This window comes from Streptomyces nogalater, from assembly GCF_039532885.1.
Classification (GTDB): Bacteria; Actinomycetota; Actinomycetes; order Streptomycetales; family Streptomycetaceae; genus Streptomyces; species Streptomyces nogalater.
The window spans coordinates 36568-53206 of sequence record NZ_BAAASM010000044.1 but is presented as its reverse complement, the minus strand read 5'-3'; the positions used below and the strand labels follow the sequence as shown (position 1 = coordinate 53206).

The 16639-nt window shown below is 73.3% G+C and carries 18 protein-coding genes; 7 read left to right on the top strand and 11 right to left on the bottom strand.

The features are described 5' to 3' along the window. The first annotated feature begins 291 nt into the window (after window positions 1-291). Both ABD350_RS27760 and ABD350_RS27755 read left to right on the top strand, forming a co-directional pair. The gene (locus tag ABD350_RS27760; RefSeq protein WP_344351346.1) at window positions 292-1167 is read left to right on the top strand and encodes an undecaprenyl-diphosphate phosphatase; all 876 of its coding nucleotides are present in this window, start codon (window positions 292-294) and stop codon (window positions 1165-1167) included. Between the two features lie 211 nt (window positions 1168-1378). After that, window positions 1379-1558 (top strand): hypothetical protein, encoded by a 180-nt coding sequence (locus ABD350_RS27755; RefSeq protein ID WP_344351343.1) that lies wholly within the window; start codon window positions 1379-1381, stop codon window positions 1556-1558. A gap of 32 nt (window positions 1559-1590) precedes the next feature. On the opposite strand, the gene ABD350_RS27750 is transcribed toward ABD350_RS27755, so the two are convergent. Next, the gene (locus tag ABD350_RS27750) at window positions 1591-2202 is read right to left on the bottom strand and encodes a DUF4291 domain-containing protein (RefSeq protein ID WP_344351340.1); all 612 of its coding nucleotides are present in this window, start codon (window positions 2200-2202) and stop codon (window positions 1591-1593) included. A gap of 96 nt (window positions 2203-2298) precedes the next feature. On the opposite strand from ABD350_RS27750, the gene ABD350_RS27745 reads away from it, so the two are divergent. Together ABD350_RS27745 and lnt are read left to right on the top strand one after the other, a co-directional pair. Further along, on the top strand, window positions 2299-2775 hold the full coding sequence (locus ABD350_RS27745; protein ID WP_344351338.1) for a nuclear transport factor 2 family protein: 477 nt from the start codon (window positions 2299-2301) through the stop codon (window positions 2773-2775). Between the two features lie 102 nt (window positions 2776-2877). Then, the gene (lnt, locus tag ABD350_RS27740; RefSeq protein WP_344351337.1) at window positions 2878-4452 is read left to right on the top strand and encodes an apolipoprotein N-acyltransferase; all 1575 of its coding nucleotides are present in this window, start codon (window positions 2878-2880) and stop codon (window positions 4450-4452) included. Here the strand turns inward: lnt and ABD350_RS27735 are convergent. The 8 genes from ABD350_RS27735 to ABD350_RS27695 form a co-directional block, all read right to left on the bottom strand. Then, on the bottom strand, window positions 4370-5281 hold the full coding sequence (locus ABD350_RS27735) for a Gfo/Idh/MocA family protein (RefSeq protein WP_344351335.1): 912 nt from the start codon (window positions 5279-5281) through the stop codon (window positions 4370-4372). The two genes, lnt and ABD350_RS27735, sit on opposite strands and share 83 nt — an antisense overlap. Window positions 5282-5796: 515 nt before the next feature. Continuing rightward, a complete protein-coding gene (locus ABD350_RS27725; protein ID WP_344351333.1) occupies window positions 5797-6303 on the bottom strand; it encodes a hypothetical protein in 507 nt (168 codons plus the stop codon). 198 nt (window positions 6304-6501) lie between these two features. Continuing rightward, entirely contained in the window at window positions 6502-7185 is a 684-nt protein-coding gene (gene ung, locus ABD350_RS27720) for a uracil-DNA glycosylase (protein ID WP_344351330.1), read from the bottom strand. Between the two features lie 97 nt (window positions 7186-7282). After that, window positions 7283-8860, bottom strand: a complete 1578-nt coding sequence (locus tag ABD350_RS27715) for an ABC transporter substrate-binding protein (protein WP_344351328.1) — start codon at window positions 8858-8860, stop codon at window positions 7283-7285. A 200-nt stretch (window positions 8861-9060) separates the two neighbouring features. Continuing rightward, window positions 9061-9822 carry an SDR family oxidoreductase gene (locus ABD350_RS27710; protein ID WP_344351326.1) on the bottom strand — a complete coding sequence of 254 codons (762 nt, stop codon included), beginning with the start codon at window positions 9820-9822 and terminating at the stop codon, window positions 9061-9063. Between the two features lie 22 nt (window positions 9823-9844). Then, entirely contained in the window at window positions 9845-10606 is a 762-nt protein-coding gene (gene fabG / locus ABD350_RS27705; protein WP_344351324.1) for a 3-oxoacyl-ACP reductase FabG, read from the bottom strand. Window positions 10607-10753: 147 nt separating this feature from the next. Beyond that, window positions 10754-11203 carry a DUF3037 domain-containing protein gene (locus ABD350_RS27700; RefSeq protein ID WP_030775010.1) on the bottom strand — a complete coding sequence of 150 codons (450 nt, stop codon included), beginning with the start codon at window positions 11201-11203 and terminating at the stop codon, window positions 10754-10756. After that, on the bottom strand, window positions 11200-11976 hold the full coding sequence (locus tag ABD350_RS27695; protein WP_344351320.1) for a HipA family kinase: 777 nt from the start codon (window positions 11974-11976) through the stop codon (window positions 11200-11202). The genes ABD350_RS27700 and ABD350_RS27695 overlap by 4 nt, the downstream gene beginning before the upstream one ends. A gap of 257 nt (window positions 11977-12233) precedes the next feature. Between ABD350_RS27695 and ABD350_RS27690 the strand changes: the two genes are divergently transcribed. Both ABD350_RS27690 and ABD350_RS27685 read left to right on the top strand, forming a co-directional pair. Continuing rightward, window positions 12234-12683: a Rieske (2Fe-2S) protein gene (locus ABD350_RS27690; RefSeq protein ID WP_344351318.1), complete on the top strand. Its 450-nt coding sequence runs from the start codon at window positions 12234-12236 to the stop codon at window positions 12681-12683. Window positions 12684-12845: 162 nt separating this feature from the next. Next, window positions 12846-13316 (top strand): pyridoxamine 5'-phosphate oxidase family protein, encoded by a 471-nt coding sequence (locus ABD350_RS27685; RefSeq protein WP_344351315.1) that lies wholly within the window; start codon window positions 12846-12848, stop codon window positions 13314-13316. Window positions 13317-13319: 3 nt separating this feature from the next. Here ABD350_RS27685 and ABD350_RS27680 read toward each other — a convergent pair whose 3' ends face one another. After that, entirely contained in the window at window positions 13320-14222 is a 903-nt protein-coding gene (locus ABD350_RS27680) for a LysR family transcriptional regulator (RefSeq protein WP_344351313.1), read from the bottom strand. A 74-nt stretch (window positions 14223-14296) separates the two neighbouring features. On the opposite strand from ABD350_RS27680, the gene ABD350_RS27675 reads away from it, so the two are divergent. Then, entirely contained in the window at window positions 14297-15250 is a 954-nt protein-coding gene (locus ABD350_RS27675) for a DMT family transporter (protein WP_382466917.1), read from the top strand. Window positions 15251-15300: 50 nt separating this feature from the next. Here ABD350_RS27675 and ABD350_RS27670 read toward each other — a convergent pair whose 3' ends face one another. Next, complete coding sequence (locus ABD350_RS27670) at window positions 15301-16632, bottom strand: aminotransferase class I/II-fold pyridoxal phosphate-dependent enzyme (RefSeq protein WP_344351308.1); 1332 nt, start codon at window positions 16630-16632, stop codon at window positions 15301-15303. Window positions 16633-16639: the final 7 nt, after the last annotated feature.

The window sequence follows — 16639 nt, the reverse complement described above, 5'->3', positions numbered from 1 at the left end:
CAACGTGTCGTCCCCGTCGACGAGAAGACACTGATCAACCCTCAAGACGACCTCCCGGCCGCGTCATCGGTAACCCTCGGGCGCGTCCATTACAGCAGTCGCGGCCATGGCCGGGGCACGCCGATTCACCCGCCCGGGAGGTACTGTCCCGCCGGCCCGGCCCGCGGTGCGCGGCCCCCGTGGAAGGCGGACGTGCCCGGCCCCTGTTGCCGTACCGCCGGCCGGGCCCGCTACCCTTCCTTCGTCACATGATCACCTCTTCTCCTTTCAGCACTTGGACGCCATACCTTCATGTCTTGGTTTGAATCCCTCGTCCTCGGACTCGTCCAAGGGCTGACCGAGTTCCTGCCCGTCTCCTCCAGCGCGCACCTGCGGCTGACCGCCGCGTTCTCCGGCTGGGAGGACCCGGGCGCGGCCTTCACGGCGATCACCCAGATCGGCACCGAGACCGCGGTGCTCATCTACTTCCGCAAGGACATCGGCCGGATCATCACCTCCTGGTGCCGCTCGCTGTTCGACAAGTCGATGCGCCGGAACCACGACGCGCAGATGGGCTGGCTGGTGATCGTCGGCTCGATCCCCATCGGTCTGCTGGGCGTGACGCTGAAGGACCAGATCGAGGGACCGTTCCGCGATCTGCGGGTCACCGCGACGATGCTCCTCGTCGTCGGCGTGGTCATCGGCATCGCCGACCGGATGGCGGCCCGCGACGAGACCGGCCGCCGGCACCGGGCGCCCAAGCAGCGCAAGACGCTGGAGAACCTGGGCGTCAAGGACGGCCTGATCTTCGGCCTCTGCCAGGCCTGCGCGCTCATCCCGGGCGTCTCCCGCTCCGGCGCGACCATCAGCGGCGGCCTGTTCATGGGCTACAAGCGGGAGGCCGCGGCCCGCTACTCCTTCCTGCTCGCCATCCCCGCCGTCCTCGCCTCCGGAGCCTTCGAGGTGAAGGACTCGCTGGGCGAGGGCCATGTGGACTGGGGGCCCACCCTGTTCGCGACGGTGATCGCGTTCGCCTCGGGATACGCGGTCATCGCCTGGTTCATGAAGTGGATCTCCAACAAGAGTTTCATGCCGTTCGTCTGGTACCGCGTCGCCCTCGGCATCGTGATCATCGTCCTGGTGGCCATGGGCGTACTGAGCCCGCACGCCGCCGAATCGGCCGGGTAGGGCCTCGCCGCGGGAGACCGCGCGGGTTTCGGACATCTTTCCCCCGTCCGTGACCCGCCCGTGACCTGCGCACCGCCCGGAGGGCGGGCGGCCCGTTCCCGGCAGCAGGCGGCCACGAACGGACGACCGGGCGGAGCCGGTGACCAACGCGTCACCGTCTGCGTAGCCAGGCGGTAGCGCAGGGTCAGTGCTTGGGCCTAGGCTGTGCCGCATGTCCCCGGATTCCCCACCCCCTGGTTCCGCGCGCTCTGCCGCCGAGCTGAACGAGCGGATCAGAGCGCTGTGGCTGCGTGCGGGCGGCACCCTGTCGGCCCAGGAGCGCGCGGAGTACGAGCTGTTGGTGATCGAGTGGGCCGCCGCCGTCCGCGGCCGGATCATCGAGGCGGCCTGAACCGGCGACCGCGGCGAAGACTTGGCGCGGTCCTACGCACGCAGGTGCGCGAGCACCTCGTCGGCCACCGGATACGGCCGCTCCTCGGGCAGCGCCGCGCTCGCCCGCGTCACCTCGCCCGCCCGTACCAGCGCGTGGATCTCTCCGGCCAGCGGGGTCACGTCCTCGATACCGACGATCCACTCGTCCGCGTACCGGGCGGCCGCCTCCCCGGCGAGGCCGAGCTGCAAGGACCGGTACGGCAGCGGGTTGTGGTGCAGATCCCGCTCCGGGTCCCACTGCACCCGGGCCGGGCTGCGCGCCAGCTCGCGCTTCCAGGCGGCCTGGTCCGGGTGCAGGGCGGGCGCGTAGTGGGACAGGCAGGCGTGGCGCAGGGCCCATGCGAAGCCCTCGCGGGTGATCTCCACGGCGAGGACGGTCTCCTGGTGCTCCTTGGTGCCCCAGCCACAGCGGTACATCATCCACAGGAACGACGGCTTGACCCAGGTCATCCGGTCCCGCTTCCAGGCGGAGGGGAAGCGTCCGGTACGGGCGGCGGCCCGGCCGATCTCCGGGCGGTAGGCCTGGTAGACGGTCACCGTGGTGTCCGTGTACCGGGCACGGACGCGGAACTCCGGTTCGGTTTCGACGGCTTGTACGTTCACGGGGACAGGTTCGGCCGCCGCTCCGGTCCCGCACCACCGAATATTTCACCCCGTAGACCTCTTGGCTCCGCGTCCGCCGTGGCCAACACTGTGGCGATGACGCAGCGTGCGGAGTTCGCGACCGTGAGGGACCGGCTGGCCGTGGAGGACCTGGTCACCGCCTACGCGGTGGCGCTGGACGACGGCGACTGGGCCGCGTACCACCGGCTGTTCACGGCGGACGGGCGGGCCGACTACCGTTCGGCGGGCGGCATCGAGGGCGACGCGGGGCGGGTCGCCGCCTGGCTCGCCGAGAGCCTGGCCCGGTTCACCACGCGGCAGCACCTGATCGTCAACCGGCAGGTGCGGTTCGGGGTCCTGGAGCACGACACCGGGGACACCGCCCGGGTGCGCGCCGACTACCTCACCCCCATGAGCCTCGCCGACGCCACCGGCCCCGCCGCGCCGGACCTGGTGTGCGGCGGCCGGTACGACTTCGGGCTGCTGCGCACACCGGACGGCTGGCGGCTGCGCGAGGTCGTCGCCCACGAGAAGTGGCGCCGCCTGTCGGGCGGGCGGCCCGGCACCCCGTAACGGGCCGGCGTACACGGCCCGCTCGGCCCGTTCGCCGCCGAACGCGCACGGCCCCGGGTCCGCCGCGCACACTGGAGCCATCGCTGGGTAGGGAGGCTCCCTATGAGGACGATCGACCACTGGCTGACCTCCCCGTGGCGCCGCTCGGCCGTCGCCGCCCTGTCCGGCGCGCTGCCCGTGCTCGCGTTTCCGGCCCCCTCCCTGTGGTGGTGGGCGTACGTCGCCCTGGTGCCGTGGCTGCTGCTGGCCCGGTCGGCGCCGACCGGGCGGCGGGCCGCGTACGACGGCTGGTGCGGCGGCTTCGGCTTCCTGCTGGCCGTGCACCACTGGCTGCTGCCGAACCTGCACGTGTTCATCTTCCTGATAGCCGCGCTGCTGGGCGCGCTGTGGGTGCCATGGGGATGGCTGGTGCGCCGGCTGCTGGGCGGGCCGGCGCCGGCGGGCCGGGGCGCCGCCGCGCTGCTGGTGCTGCCGTCGGCCTGGCTGGCGGGGGAACTGGTGCGCTCCTGGCAGGGTCTCGGCGGGCCGTGGGGCATGCTGGGCGCCAGTCAGTGGCAGGTGGATCCGGCGCTGCGGCTGGCCTCGGTCGGCGGGGTGTGGCTGCTCAGCTTCCTGGTGGTGGCCGTCAACGTGGCGGTGGCCGTGCTGATATCCGTGCCCGCGTCCCGCCTGCCGGCCGTGGCCTCGCTGACCGCGACGGCCGCGGTGGCCTCGGCCGGGTGGGCGTGGGCGCCGCGCCCGGATGGGGACGGGCGGGCCCGGATCGCCGTCGTGCAGCCGGGTGTCGTCGCCGGGCGGGACAGCGCCGAGCGGCGGTTCGCGCTGGAGGAGCGGCTGACCCGGCGGCTGGCCGGGCAGGACGTCGACCTGGTGGTGTGGGGCGAGTCCAGCGTCGGCTTCGACCTGGACGACCGGCCCGACCTGGCCCGGCGGCTGGCGGCGCTGTCGCGGGCGACCGGCGCCGACGTGCTGGTGAACGTGGACGCCCGCCGCTCCGGCCGGCCCGGCATCTACAAGAGCGCGGTGCTGGTCGGCCCGGACGGCCCGACCGGCGACCGGTACGACAAGATGCGGCTGGTGCCGTTCGGCGAGTACATACCGGCCCGTTCGCTGCTCGGCTGGGCCACCTCGGTGGGCCGGGCCGCCGGCGAGGACCGGCACCGCGGCACCCGGCAGGCCGTGCTGGACGTCGGGCACGGGCTGCGGGTCGGCCCGTTGATCTGCTTCGAGACCGCCTTCCCCGACCTGGGCCGGCATCTCGCCGACGACGGCGCGGACATCCTCCTCGGCCAGTCCTCGACCTCCACGTTCCAGCACAGCTGGGCGCCGGAGCAGCACGCCTCGCTGGCCGCGCTGCGCGCCGCCGAGACCGGCCGCCCGATGGTGCACGCCACCCTCACCGGCGTCTCGGCGGTCTACGGCCCGGACGGCCGTCGCCTCGGCCCGTGGCTCGGCACCGGCGCGAGCGCAGCGCGGGTGTACGACGTACCGCTCGCGCACGGCGTCACCCCGTACGTCCGCCACGGCGACTGGCCGGTGCACGGCGCGCTGCTGGTGCTGGCCGTGCTGGGGGTGACCGAGGGGGTGCGGACGGTCAGGACGCGCCGTGGCGGTACCCCACCTCTCGCACCACCCGCTCGCACAGTTCATGGGTCGCCAGCGCGTCCCGGGCGCTGAGCACCCGTCCGGCCCGTACGGCGTCGAGGAAGGCGAGGACCGCCTGTTCGATGCCGCGCTGGCGGGGCACCGGCACCCAGTCGCCGCGCCGGCGCACGGTGGGCTGCCCCTTGTGGTCGATCACCTCGGCGAGGTTGACCACCTGGCGCTTGGTGTCCTGCCCGGACACCTCCAGGATCTCCTCGGACGAGCCGCTGAGCCGGTTCATCACGCCGAGCGCGGTGAAGCCGTCGCCCGCCAGCTGGAGCACGACGTGGTGAAGCAGCCCGGCCTCGGCGCGGGCGCGCACCGTCACGTCGTCGACCGGGCCGGGCACCAGGAAGCGCAGCGTGTCGACGACGTGGATGAAGTCGTCCAGGATCATCGAGCGGGGTTCCTCGGGCAGCCCGGTCCGGTTCTTCTGCAGGAGGATCAGCTCCCGGGGATGGTCCAGGCACTGGGCGTACCCGGGCGCGTAGCGGCGGTTGAAGCCGACGAAGAGCGAGACGCCGTGCCGCTCGGCGAGGGCGACCAGCCGTTCGGAGTCGGCGAGTTCGTAGGCCAGCGGCTTGTCCACGTACGTCGGGACGCCGGCCTCCAGCAGCCGGGTGACGATCTCGGGGTGAACGGCGGTGGGCGCGTGCACGAAGGCCGCGTCGAGGCCGGCGTCGAGCAGCGAGTCCAAGGTGGTGTGCCGCCGGTCACGCGGCAGGTGCAGGCTGTCCCCGACCCGGTCCAGGGTGGCGGGGGTGCGGGTCTGGAGGTGCAGGTCGATTCCCGGCTGGGTGCCGAGCACCGGCAGATAGGCCTTCTGCGCGATGTCCCCGAGTCCGATGCAGCCGACCTTCACGTGCTCTCCCCTATCGCTGGCCTGCGTTTGGTCTGCGGGAAGCATACGGGGACCGCCGGTCGGCGACGCCGTCGAAGCCGCGCGGGAAGAGCGCCGGCCCGGTCGTCGGCGGGGCCGCGGCTACGGCGTTCCGTACGGCGGTGGCGGCCCGGCCGCCGGCCATGCCGAGGCGGGCGGTGCGAACGGCCCGGCGGGCGATCGCGCTGGTGCGCGGGAGCCGGTCGGTGGTGTAGGCGGCCGCCGGGATCTGCCGGCCGCCCGGCACGGACCGGCCCTGGAGGCCACCCGGCGCCCCGGGCTGCGCGCCTTCGGCGACCGGACCGGACCGGCGCCGTCTTCCGGGAGCAGCCGGCCGTGCTGCTCTCCGCCGCGGGCTCATCCGACCCGGCCCGGCACGTGCTGTCCCTGGCGGCCTGGGCGGACGGGCCGATGTCTCCTGTCCCGCGCGTATCTCCTCCAGACCCGGCGTGCGGCTGCCGAAGGACCCGGCCGCGCAGGCTCCTGATCGGCGTCCGCTACCGGCGCGGCGGCCGGCCCTCGTCCCCCGCCCCGTCGTCCTCCCCCAGCCGCAGCGCCAGCCGGCTGATCGCGGAGCGGACCCCCGCGCCGTAGCCGTCGTCGGCGAGGCCGCGCGCGGCGCTGCGGGCCCGGCGCAGCTGGCTGCGGGCGGCCTCGGCGCGGCCCAGTTTGGCGTAGTCGGCGGCCAGGTTCAGGTGCAGGGACGGCAGGAAGCCCCGCACGCTGTCCGGGTCGCCGCCCGGGCGGCCGTCGGTCAGCTCCTCGGCCGCCGACAACGCCCTGAGGTCCCAGGCGAGTTCGTCCACCGGGTCGTCGTGGGTGTCGGCCAGATAGTGGGCGAGGGTGCAGCGGTGCAGCGGGTCGCCGTCCTCGCCGATCTCCGCCCACAGGTCCAGGAAGCGGCTGCGGGCCTCCTCGCGGTCGCCGCCGTGGTGCAACATCACGACCTGCCCGATCCGCGTCAGCACGGCGTCCGACGCCGTCTGTTCCTGTCGCTCCGCCACGATGCCCTCCGGGCCGTCGCCGGTTGTTGCCGCTCCCGACGCTAACCGGCGCGGACCTGATTCCCGGACAGGCGGCGCCGTCGTGCCGACGGCGCCGGCGGCCGACCGCGGGCGCGTCCCGGCCGGTCGCCCGGTTCCCCGCGCCTCTGGGGGCCGCGGCGACCGCGCTCCGGCCGTGTCCCCCGTCCCGCGCCGCGGTCAGCCCAGGTTCGGGATGCGCCAGTCGATCGGCTCGTGTCCCTGTGCGGCGATCGCCTCGTTGATCTGCGTGAACGGGCGGGAGCCGAAGAACTTCCTGGCGGACAGCGGCGAGGGGTGCGCGCCCTTGACCACCACGTGCCGGGTCTCGTCGATCAGCGGGAGCTTCTTCTGCGCGTAGTTGCCCCACAGGACGAAGACCGCCGGGTCGGGGCGGGAGGCCACCGCGCGGATCACGGCGTCGGTGAACCTCTCCCAGCCCTTGCCCTTGTGGGAGTTGGCCTCGCCGGCCCGGACGGTGAGGACCGCGTTGAGCAGCAGCACGCCCTGTTCGGCCCACGGCATCAGATAGCCGTTGTCCGGGATGGGCAGGCCCAGTTCCTCGTGCATCTCCTTGTAGATGTTCCGCAGGGAGGGCGGGGTCTTCACCCCGGGGCGGACCGAGAAGCACAGGCCGTGGCCCTGGCCCTCGCCGTGGTACGGGTCCTGGCCGAGGATGAGGACCTTCACCCGGTCGTACGGCGTGGCGTCCAGCGCGGCGAAGACCTCCTCGCGCGGCGGGTAGACGGGGCCCTTCGCCCGCTCCTCCTCGACGAACTCGGTCAGCTCCTTGAAGTAGGGCTGCTGCAGTTCGTCGGCCAGAACCCCGCGCCAGGACTCGGGCAGCATGGCGATGTCGGTCACGTCAACGTCCTCACGATGTCGATCAGGTACCGCGTGCGGTCACTTCCAGGTTCCAGAACCTACAGGCGAGCACTGACAACGGCTGCCGCGAGGGTTCTCACCAGCTGGTCTTGCGGTGCAGCGCCCACATCGTCATCACCGTCGAGGGGTCCAGGGCCTGTTCGGCGCCGGAGATGTCGACGCCGGCCGCCACGAACTGCCGGCCCTGCCACAGCGGGAGCAGCCGGGCGTCGTCCGCCATGATCCGCTGGGCGGCCTCCAGGTCCTCGACGGCCCGGGCGCGGTCGCTCTCGGCGCGCGCGTGGGGCAGCAGCCGGCCGGTGATCTCCTTGGCCGGGTAGGGCGTGCCGAGCGCGTTGTGCTCGCCGACGAACGGGGCGATGAAGTTGTCCGCGTCGGGGAAGTCCGGGGACCAGCCCCGTCCGAACACCGGGTACTCGTGGTTGCGGAAGCCGGTCACATAGGTCTTCCACGGTCGGCTCTTGAGGGTGATGGTGAACAGGCCGGAGCCGTCCAGCTGCCGCTTGAGCTCCTGGAACATCAGGCGGGTCTCGGAGCCGTAGCGGTCGGTGGTGTACCAGAGGGTGAGCGGGACGCGCCGGGTGATGCCGGCGGCGGTGAGGATCCCGCGGGCCTTGGTGACGCTCGGTTCGCCGTAGTCGTCGAAGAAGCCGGTGGTGTGGCCGGTCAGGCCCTTGGGGACCATCGAGTACAGCGGGTCGACGGTGTCCTTGTAGACCTTGTGCGCGATCGCGGCCCGGTCCACGAGCTGGGCGACGGCCTTGCGTACGGCGATCCGCCCGGCCCAGGGGTCCGCGGGGTCGAACACCAGGTAGCTGATGTCGGTGCCGGTGCCGTCGACCAGGTGCAGCTCCTCGTCGTCGTGTTCCTGGAGGGCCACGATGTCGTCGGCGGCGAGTCCGCGGTAGGTGACGTCCACGCGCCCCTCGCGCAGCGCCCGGACCATGCCGGCGGAGTCCTCGAAGTAGCGGATGGTCACCGCGTCGTTCCGCCGCTTGGCGAAGCCCCGGTAGGTGTCGTTGCGGACCAGGACGGCCCGCTCCCCCTCCTCGTAGGACCGCAGTTCGTACGGCCCGGAGCCGTGTACGCCGGTGTCCTCGCGCAGGGAGTCCGCCGGGTAGTCGTCCGGGTCGACCAGGGACATGGCGGGGGTGGCCAGCACGAAGGGGAAGGTGGCGTCGGGCTTGTCGAGGTGGAAGACGATGTCGCGCTCGCCGGCGGTCTCCACCCGGTCCAGGCTGCCGAGCAGTCCGGCGGGGCCGCCGGGGGCGTCGATGGCGCGGATGCGGTCGATGGAGTGCCGGACGGCCTCGGCGGTCAGCGGGTCGCCGTCGGCGAACTTCAGTCCGGCGCGCAGCTCGCAGTGGTAGGTGCGGCTCGTGGAGTCGGTGAAGGCGCAGGTGCGGGCGGCGTCGGGCTGGGGGGTGGCGGCGCCGTTCGGGTAGGCGAGGAGCGTCTGGAAGACGTTGCGGTACAGCTCCCAGGAGCCGTCCCAGGCTCCGGCGGGGTCCAGCGTGCTCGGGGCGCTGGTGGTGCCCACGACGATCGGTCCCCGCTCGTCGGGGTCGCCGTCGGACAGCAGGCCGCAGCCGGCGACCAGGGACAGGGACGCGCTCGCCGCGGCTCTTCGCAGGAATCGGCTCCGGTGGGGCACGCGCACGCTCCTCGATCCGCCGTACCAAGGGACGGCAGACCATACCGCAGCGCCCGTGCCCTGAACCTCCCCTGGAACAAGGCCCGTTGACCGATCGGCGACGACGATGCCGTGGGTCCGCCCGGGCGGATGCCGGGCGGATGCCGGGCGGATGCCGGGCACCGGTCCGTCCGGAGGACCGGTGCCCGGAAGGGAGCGGGTCAGCCCACGCCCGCGTTGAGGAAGATGCCGCCGTCCACGACGAGCGTCTGACCGGTGATCCAGTCGGACTGCTCGGAGATGAGGAACGCGGCGGCGCCGCCGATGTCGGAGGGCACCCCGAGCCGTCCCAGCGGGTAGCCGGCCGCGGCCTCCTCCTCGCGGCCCTCGTACAGGGCCTGCGCGAACTTGGTCTTGACCACGGCCGGGGCGATCGCGTTGACCCGTACCCGCGGCGCGAACTCGTGCGCCAGCTGCTGGGTGAGGTTGATCATCGCGGCCTTGCTCATGCCGTACGCGCCGATGAACGGCGAGGCCGACAGGCCGGCGACCGAGGCGATGTTGACGATCGCGCCGCCGTTGTCCTTCTGCCAGGCGTGCCAGGTCTTCTGGGCGAAGCCGAGGGCGGAGACCACGTTGGTCTCGAAGACCTTGCGGGCGACGTCGAGGTCGAGGTCCGCGATCGGGCCGAAGACCGGGTTGGTGCCCGCGTTGTTGACGAGGAAGTCGACCCGGCCGAAGGCCGCCATGGTGCGCTCGACGACCTCGCTCTGGTGGTCGAGGTCGTGCGCCTTGCCGGCGACGCCGATGACCCGTTCGGCGCCGAGCCGTTCGACGGCCTCCTTCAGGGCGTCCTCGCCGCGGCCGGTGACGCAGACGCGGTCACCGCGGGCGACCAGCGCCTCGGCGACGCCGTAGCCGATACCGCGGCTGGCGCCGGTGACGATCGCGACCCTGCCGGAGAGCTCGGGGAGTCCAGTCATGTCCGTGTTACCCCTGAGTCCCTTAGTTGAGCGGTCCGCCGGCGACGTACAGCACCTGGCCGGAGACGAACCCGGCCGCCTCGCCGGTGAAGAAGGCGATGGCGTTGGCGATGTCCTCGGGCTCGCCGACGCGCTGCACCGGGATCTGGGTGGCGGCGGCCTTCTTGAAGTCCTCGAAGTCCATCTTGACGCGCTCGGCGGTGGCCTTGGTCATCTCGGTGGCGATGAAGCCCGGGGCGACGGCGTTGGCGGTGATGCCGAACTTGCCCAGCTCGATGGCGAGGGTCTTGGTGAAGCCCTGGAGACCGGCCTTGGCGGCCGAGTAGTTGACCTGGCCGCGGTTGCCGAGCGCCGAGGAGGAGGAGAGGTTGACGATCCGGCCCCAGCCGGCCTCGACCATGTGCTGCTGCACGGCCTTGGTCATCAGGAACGAGCCGCGCAGATGCACGTTCATGACCGTGTCCCAGTCGGACACGCTCATCTTGAACAGCAGGTTGTCGCGCAGCACGCCCGCGTTGTTGACCAGGATCGTGGGGGCGCCCAGTTCCTCGGCGACGCGGGCGACGGCCGCCTCGACCTGTGCCTCGTCGGAGACGTCCGCGCCGATCGCGACGGCCTTGCCGCCGGCGGCGGTGATCTTCTCGACGGTGTCCTTGCAGGCGGCCTCGTCGAGGTCGATCACGGCGACCGCGCGGCCTTCGGCGGCCAGCCGTACGGCGGTGGCGGCGCCGATGCCGCGCGCCGCGCCGGTGACTACCGCGACCCGCTGTTCGTTGGTGGACATGCTGTTTCTCCTCGCCCTTGAGAGAACCTGTCGGACCCTCGGAGAGGGCCCGCTCGTGCGGTGAGCGACCGCTTAGTACCTTCTCCACCCGTGACGCTAGAAGCCCTGGCACGCGGTGTCAACGGCAACATCGGCCGGTGTGATCGATTACCTCACCAGGAGGTTCAGCAAGCGCTCGGTCTCGGCGGCCGGGTCGGCGGTCAGTCCGGTGTGCACGGGGCCGGGCTGGACGATGGCGGAGCGGGGCGCGACCAGCCAGCGGTAGCGGCGCCCCGCGTCGTCGCCGGCCGCCTGCCCGGCCTGTTCACCGCCCGCGCACGTCCGCTCGATCGCGGCGAGCGCGGCGCGCACCCCGGCCACGTCGGCGGCCGGGTCCAGGGCGAGCAGCCGGGCCTCGTCCAGGTGGGTGCGGGCGCCGAGGTAACCCCGGGCGCGGCAGTAGACGACCACGCCCGCGTTGACGCACTCCCCGCGCTCCACCCGGGGCACGACCCGCAGCAGCGCGTACTCGAACACGTCCCGGTCGCCGCCCTGGCCGGCCCGGGTGATGTGCCGTTCGGTGACATGACCGGCCATGTGGATGTGACGCTCGCTCACTTGCCCTCCTCGGATCCGGTGCCGAGGCCGGTGATCCGCTCGGCGATGACGGCCGCGCGCGCGAGCAGCGGCCGCGCGTAGGCCCGGCGCAGGTCGTCCGGGGTGTCGAAGCCCGGCTCGCCGTCGAGCCAGACGTCCGGGATCTCGGCGGTGACCTCGGCCAGCAGGTCCTCGGTGACCTTGGGGGCGAGGTCGGCCGCGGCGGCGCGCACGTCGGGGGCGAAGCCGGCCAGGGCGTGGTCCGAGGCGTCGTAGGGGCGGGCCGCCGAGGTCTCGGCGCCGGGCCAGTTGTGGTGCCAGATCATCGTGGCGCCGTGGTCGATGAGCCACAGCTGTCCTCGGTGCACCAGGAGGTTGGGGTTGCGCCAGGACCGGTCGACGTTGTTGACCAGCGCGTCGAACCATACGATCCGGCCGGCCTCCTCGGGGCTCACCGGGAAGGCCAGCGGGTCGTAACCGAGGGCGCCGGACAGGAAGTCCATGCCGAGGTTGGTACCGCCGCTGCCGCGCAGCAGGTCCTGCACCTGCTGTTCGGGCTCGCCGAGCCCGAGGACCGGGTCCAGTTCGAGGGTGACCAGCCGGGGCATGCGGAACCCGAGCCGCCGGGCGAGTTCGCCGCACACGACTTCGGCGACCAGGGTCTTGCGGCCCTGTCCCGCACCGGTGAACTTGATGACGTAGATCCCGAAGTCGTCGCCCTCGACAAGCCCCGGCAACGAGCCGCCCTCACGCAGGGGCGTGATATAGCGGGTCGCGGTGACAGTTCGTAGCATTTCGCCAGGCTATCCGAGCGCTCGACCGCGCATTCGGCGGCCGGACCCCGCCGGCTCCTTCGCTCCGGCGGGGCGCGGCCGGGCTCCCCGCGCCGAAGCCGGCCGGGCGGTGGGGACCCTGGATGCGTGGTCGCCCCGGCGGAAGACGGGGACGATCCGGCACGAACTCCCGGGCACCCACCGCCCGCTGAACGGCCGCGGTCCAACGCCCGTACCCGAGGGCGGACCATGACAGCTCCGCTGAAGGGAAACGCCATATGAGCAGCGCCTCCTCCCACCCCGCCGCCGGTCCGGACCGTCGTACCGTCGTGGCGGCGGTCGGTGCCGCGGGGCTCGCCGCCGCGCTGACCGCCTGCGGTGCGGGCGACGACGCGTCCGACACCGAGGCCGCCACCACCGGGGCCGCGCCGGACGGCGGTGGCACCGCGCTCGCCAGGACCGCCGACATCCCCGAGGGCGGCGGCAGGATCTTCAAGGACCAGGGTGTCGTGGTCACCCAGCCGATGGCCGGCACCTACAAGGCGTTCTCCGCCGAGTGCCCCCATCAGGGCTGCGCGGTCGGCAGCGTGGCGCGCGGCCTGATCGTCTGCCCGTGTCACGGCAGCGAGTTCTCCGTGGCGGACGGCAGCGTGAAGAAGGGGCCGGCGACGAAGGGTCTGGCCCCGGCGCGGATCACCGTGTCGGGCGACGGCATCAGGCTGGCCTGAGCCGGGCCCATCTCGGCGGCACCCCCGCGTCCGGCCGGGACGGTCCGGTATCCCGTCGGTGGTCGTGACGGTGGCGCCCCGTTCCCTTTTCCGACGTGCTGCCTCAGGATCGTCGCGAAGACGACGAGTCTCCGGCACGACGGGGAGAAGAGAGGGGGCCGCATGTCCGTCAGCCCTCAGCGGCGGGGCCGCAGGATCATGATGTCGCCGGCCGAGCTGGACGAGTTCCTCACCACCCAGCGCACCTGCCGGATCGCGACCGTCTCGGCCGACGGCACACCGCATGTCAGCGTGCTGTGGTTCGTCTGGGACGGCACGTCGCTGTGGCTGTACTCCGTGGTGCGAAGCCGCCGCTGGGCACAGTGGCGCCGCGATCCCCGGGTGGCGGTCGTGGTCGACTCCGGGGAGGAGTACGGCGAGTTGCGCGGGGTGGAGCTGTCCGGCCGGGTGGAGTTCGTGGGCGAGGTGCCGCGCCGGGGTGAGCTGTGCGCCGAACTCGACACGGCCGAGACGCTGTTCGCGCGCAAGAACCTCGGCCTGGACGAGATGGTGCACGACGGCCGGCACGCGTGGGCCCGGCTGACCCCGCAGAAGACCGTGTCCTGGGACTTCCGGAAGCTGGGCGGGGTGTAGGACTCAGCCGAGCCGGCGCGCCGCCGTCCGCAGGGCCTCCACCGCGGCGCGGATCGAGGGCCGGCGGTCGGCGTCCGCCCGCCAGATCACGTACACATGGCGGCGCACGCGCTGCCGGAGCGGCACCAGGACCACCCCCTCGGGCACCGGGTGCCGGCCCAGCAAGGGTACGACGCACACGCCCAGTCCGGCGGCGACCAGCCCGAGTTGGGTGTGGGTCTCCCCAGCGCGGTGGCCGACGATCGGCTCGACGCCCTTGGACCGCAGGGTGAACATCAGCCACTCGTGGCAGAACTCGCCCTCGCCCCAGGTGATCCACTCGTCCTCGGTGAACTCGGTCAGGTCCACCTCGTCCCGGTCCGCGAGCCGGTGCCCGACGGGCATGGCGACCTCGGCGGGGTCGTCCAGCAGGGGTGCCTTGACCAGGCCGTCGGGGACGGGCATCGGCTTGTTGTACCAGTCCAGGACCACCGCGAGGTCGAGATCGCCGCGGACCACCCCGGCGATGCCCTGCTCCGGTTCCAGCTCGCTGGAGCGCACCCGCAGCCCCGGGTGCCCGGTGCGCAGCGCGCCCAGCGCGGCGGGGAACAGACCGCGGGCCGCGGTCGGGAACGCCGACAGGCGCAGTTCGCCGACGACCTGGCCGCGGTGCGCCTCCAGGTCGGACTCGGCCAGCTCGACCTGGGACAGGATGCGCGCCGCGTGCTCGGACAGCAGCCGCCCGGCGTCGGTGAGCCGCACGCCCCGGCCGTTTTTGGCGAGGAGCCGTTGCCCGACCTCCCGCTCCAGTTTGCCCAGTTGCTGGGAGACCGCGGACGTGGTCACGTGCAGCGCGTCGGCGGCGGCACTGACCGAGCCGTGCCGGGCCAGTGCGTCCAGGGTCCGCAGGCGCTCAAGGTTCAACATGTAAGGGATCCTAAGAGGTACCAGGTGGGAAATCTCGATTGTGCTACGAGGTTGCCTCCAGCATCGTTGTCGCCATGAGCACGATCAGCACCCGCACCCGGACCCACTCCCCCGCCTCCGGCCCCTCCTCCGGCCCGACCGGAGGCCGCGCCCGCCTGGACTGGCGGCTGCGCTTCGGCCTGCTGTCCCTGATCTGGGGCTTCAGCTTCCTGCTGATCAAGGTGGGAACCGAGGGGTACGCGCCGTTCCAGGTCACCCTCGGGCGGCTGGTGTTCGGCACGGCGGTGCTGGTGGCGGCGATGGCCGTGAAGCGGGAGCGGCTGCCGCGCGGGGCCCGGCTGTGGGGGCACATGGCGGTCGCCGCGTTCCTGCTGAACGCCCTGCCGTTCTCCCTCTTCGCCTACGCCGAGCTGACGATCCCGTCCACCCTGGCCGGCATCTGCAACGCCACCTCCCCCTTGTGGGGCATGGCGCTGTCCCTGGTCGCGCTGTCCGAGGACCGGCCGAGCCGGGTGCGGGTGGCCGGGCTCGGACTGGGCTTCCTGGGCGTGCTGACCGTGCTCGGCGTCTGGCAGGGCTTCCACGGGCTGGACGCCACGGGCACGGCGATGGCGCTGCTGGCCTCGCTGAGCTATCCGGTGGGCTGGATCTACGTCCGGCGGACGCTGGCCGGTACGGGCAACTCCCATCTGTCCATGACCGGGGGGCAGTTGCTGCTGGCCACGGTCCAGCTCGCGGTGGTGACGCCCCTGTTCACCAGCGCGCCCGGGCACCTCGCGCTCGTTCCGCTGCTGGCCGTCGCGGCGCTCGGCGCGCTGGGCACGGGGCTGGCGGTGCTGCTCCAGTACGGGCTGGTCGCCGAGGTGGGGCCCACCACCGCCCAGATGGTCACGTACTTCATCCCGGTCATCGCCACGGCGGCGGGGGTGGCGATCCTCGGGGAGTCGCTGCGGTGGACCACGCCGGTGGGGGCCGTGATCGTCCTGGCCGGCGCGGCGCTGACCCAGGTGCGGGGGAAGAGCGCGTGACGGGGTGTGGCGCGGGTCCGTGGTGACCGCGCCCCCCGGCCCGGCCGTCCTCAGCCGTAGACGCGGGCCGGGGACGGGCGTACGGCAGCCGCCACCGCGTCGGCCAGCGCGGTGATGTCCGCCCCGGTGAGGGGCGAGACCGTGATGCGCACGCCCTGCGGGGAGGCCAGGCGGAAGCGGGCGCCCGGGGCCACCGCCCAGCCGCTCTGGAGCAGCCGGGCGAGGGCGCCCGTCTCGTCGGGGACCGGGACCCACACGTTCATACCGCTGCGGCCGTGGGCGGTGACACCGCGTTCCGCCAGCGCGTCGACCAGGGCGTCCCGCCGGGCGCCGTAGGACCGGGCCACCGCCGCCCGGTCCACCGCGCCGTGCGTCCACAGGTGGACCACGGCGCGTTGCAGCAGCAGGCTCACCCAGCCGGGGCCCAGGCGCTGGCGGCCGCGGAGCCGGTCGACGGTGACGGGGTCCCCGGCGAGGACGGCGAGGCGCAGGTCGGGGCCGTAGGCCTTGGCGGCGGAGCGGACGAAGGCCCAGTGGCGGGTGACGCCGGCGAGGGGGTGCAGCGGCAGGTCGACGATGCCGTGGCCGTGGTCGTCCTCGATGAGCAGGGTCCCCGGATGGTCGCGCAGCACCGCCCGCAGGGCACGCGCGCGCGGGGCGGTCACCGAGGCGCCGGTCGGATTCTGCGCCCGGTCGGTGACGATCAGCGCGCGGGCCCCGGACTCCAGGGCGCGGCGCAGGTCCTCCGGGCGCGGGCCGTCGTCGTCCACGCCGACCGGGGCCGTGTGCAGGCCGAGGGCGGGGACGAGGTCGAGGAGGCTGCCCCAGCCCGGGTCCTCGACGGCGACCGTGTCGCCGGGCCTGAGGTGCGCGGTGAGGACGCGTTCGACGGCGTCGAGGGAGCCGGAGGTCACGGTCAGCGGGCCCGCGGGGACGCCGTCGGCGTCGAGTTCGGCGCGGGCGAGCCGGGCGAGGTCCGGGTCCACGGGGTCGTCGCCGTAGCGGACGGGCCGCCGGTCGCCCTGCTCGGCCGCCGCGGCGAGGGCCGGGCCCAGGCGGGGCAGCAGGGCCGGGTCGGGGTTGCCCGTGGACAGGTCGCGGCCGCCCGGGGGCACCTCGACGCGCAGTTCCTCCCGGCCGGTGGTGGCAGGCCTGGGGCGGACCCGGCTGCCCCGGCGGCCGGCCGTCTCGATCACCCCGCGTTCGCGCAGGATGCGGTAGGCGGCGGCGACCGTGTTCGCGTTCACCCCCAGCCTGGCCGCCAACTCCCGCATGGAAGGCAGGAGTTGCCCCGGTTCCAACCCGCCCGACCCGACCGCCTGTTCGACGCTGGCCGCAATCTCGGCTGCGCCGCGCCCTTCGATCCGATAGTCTCCTAGCACAAAGCTC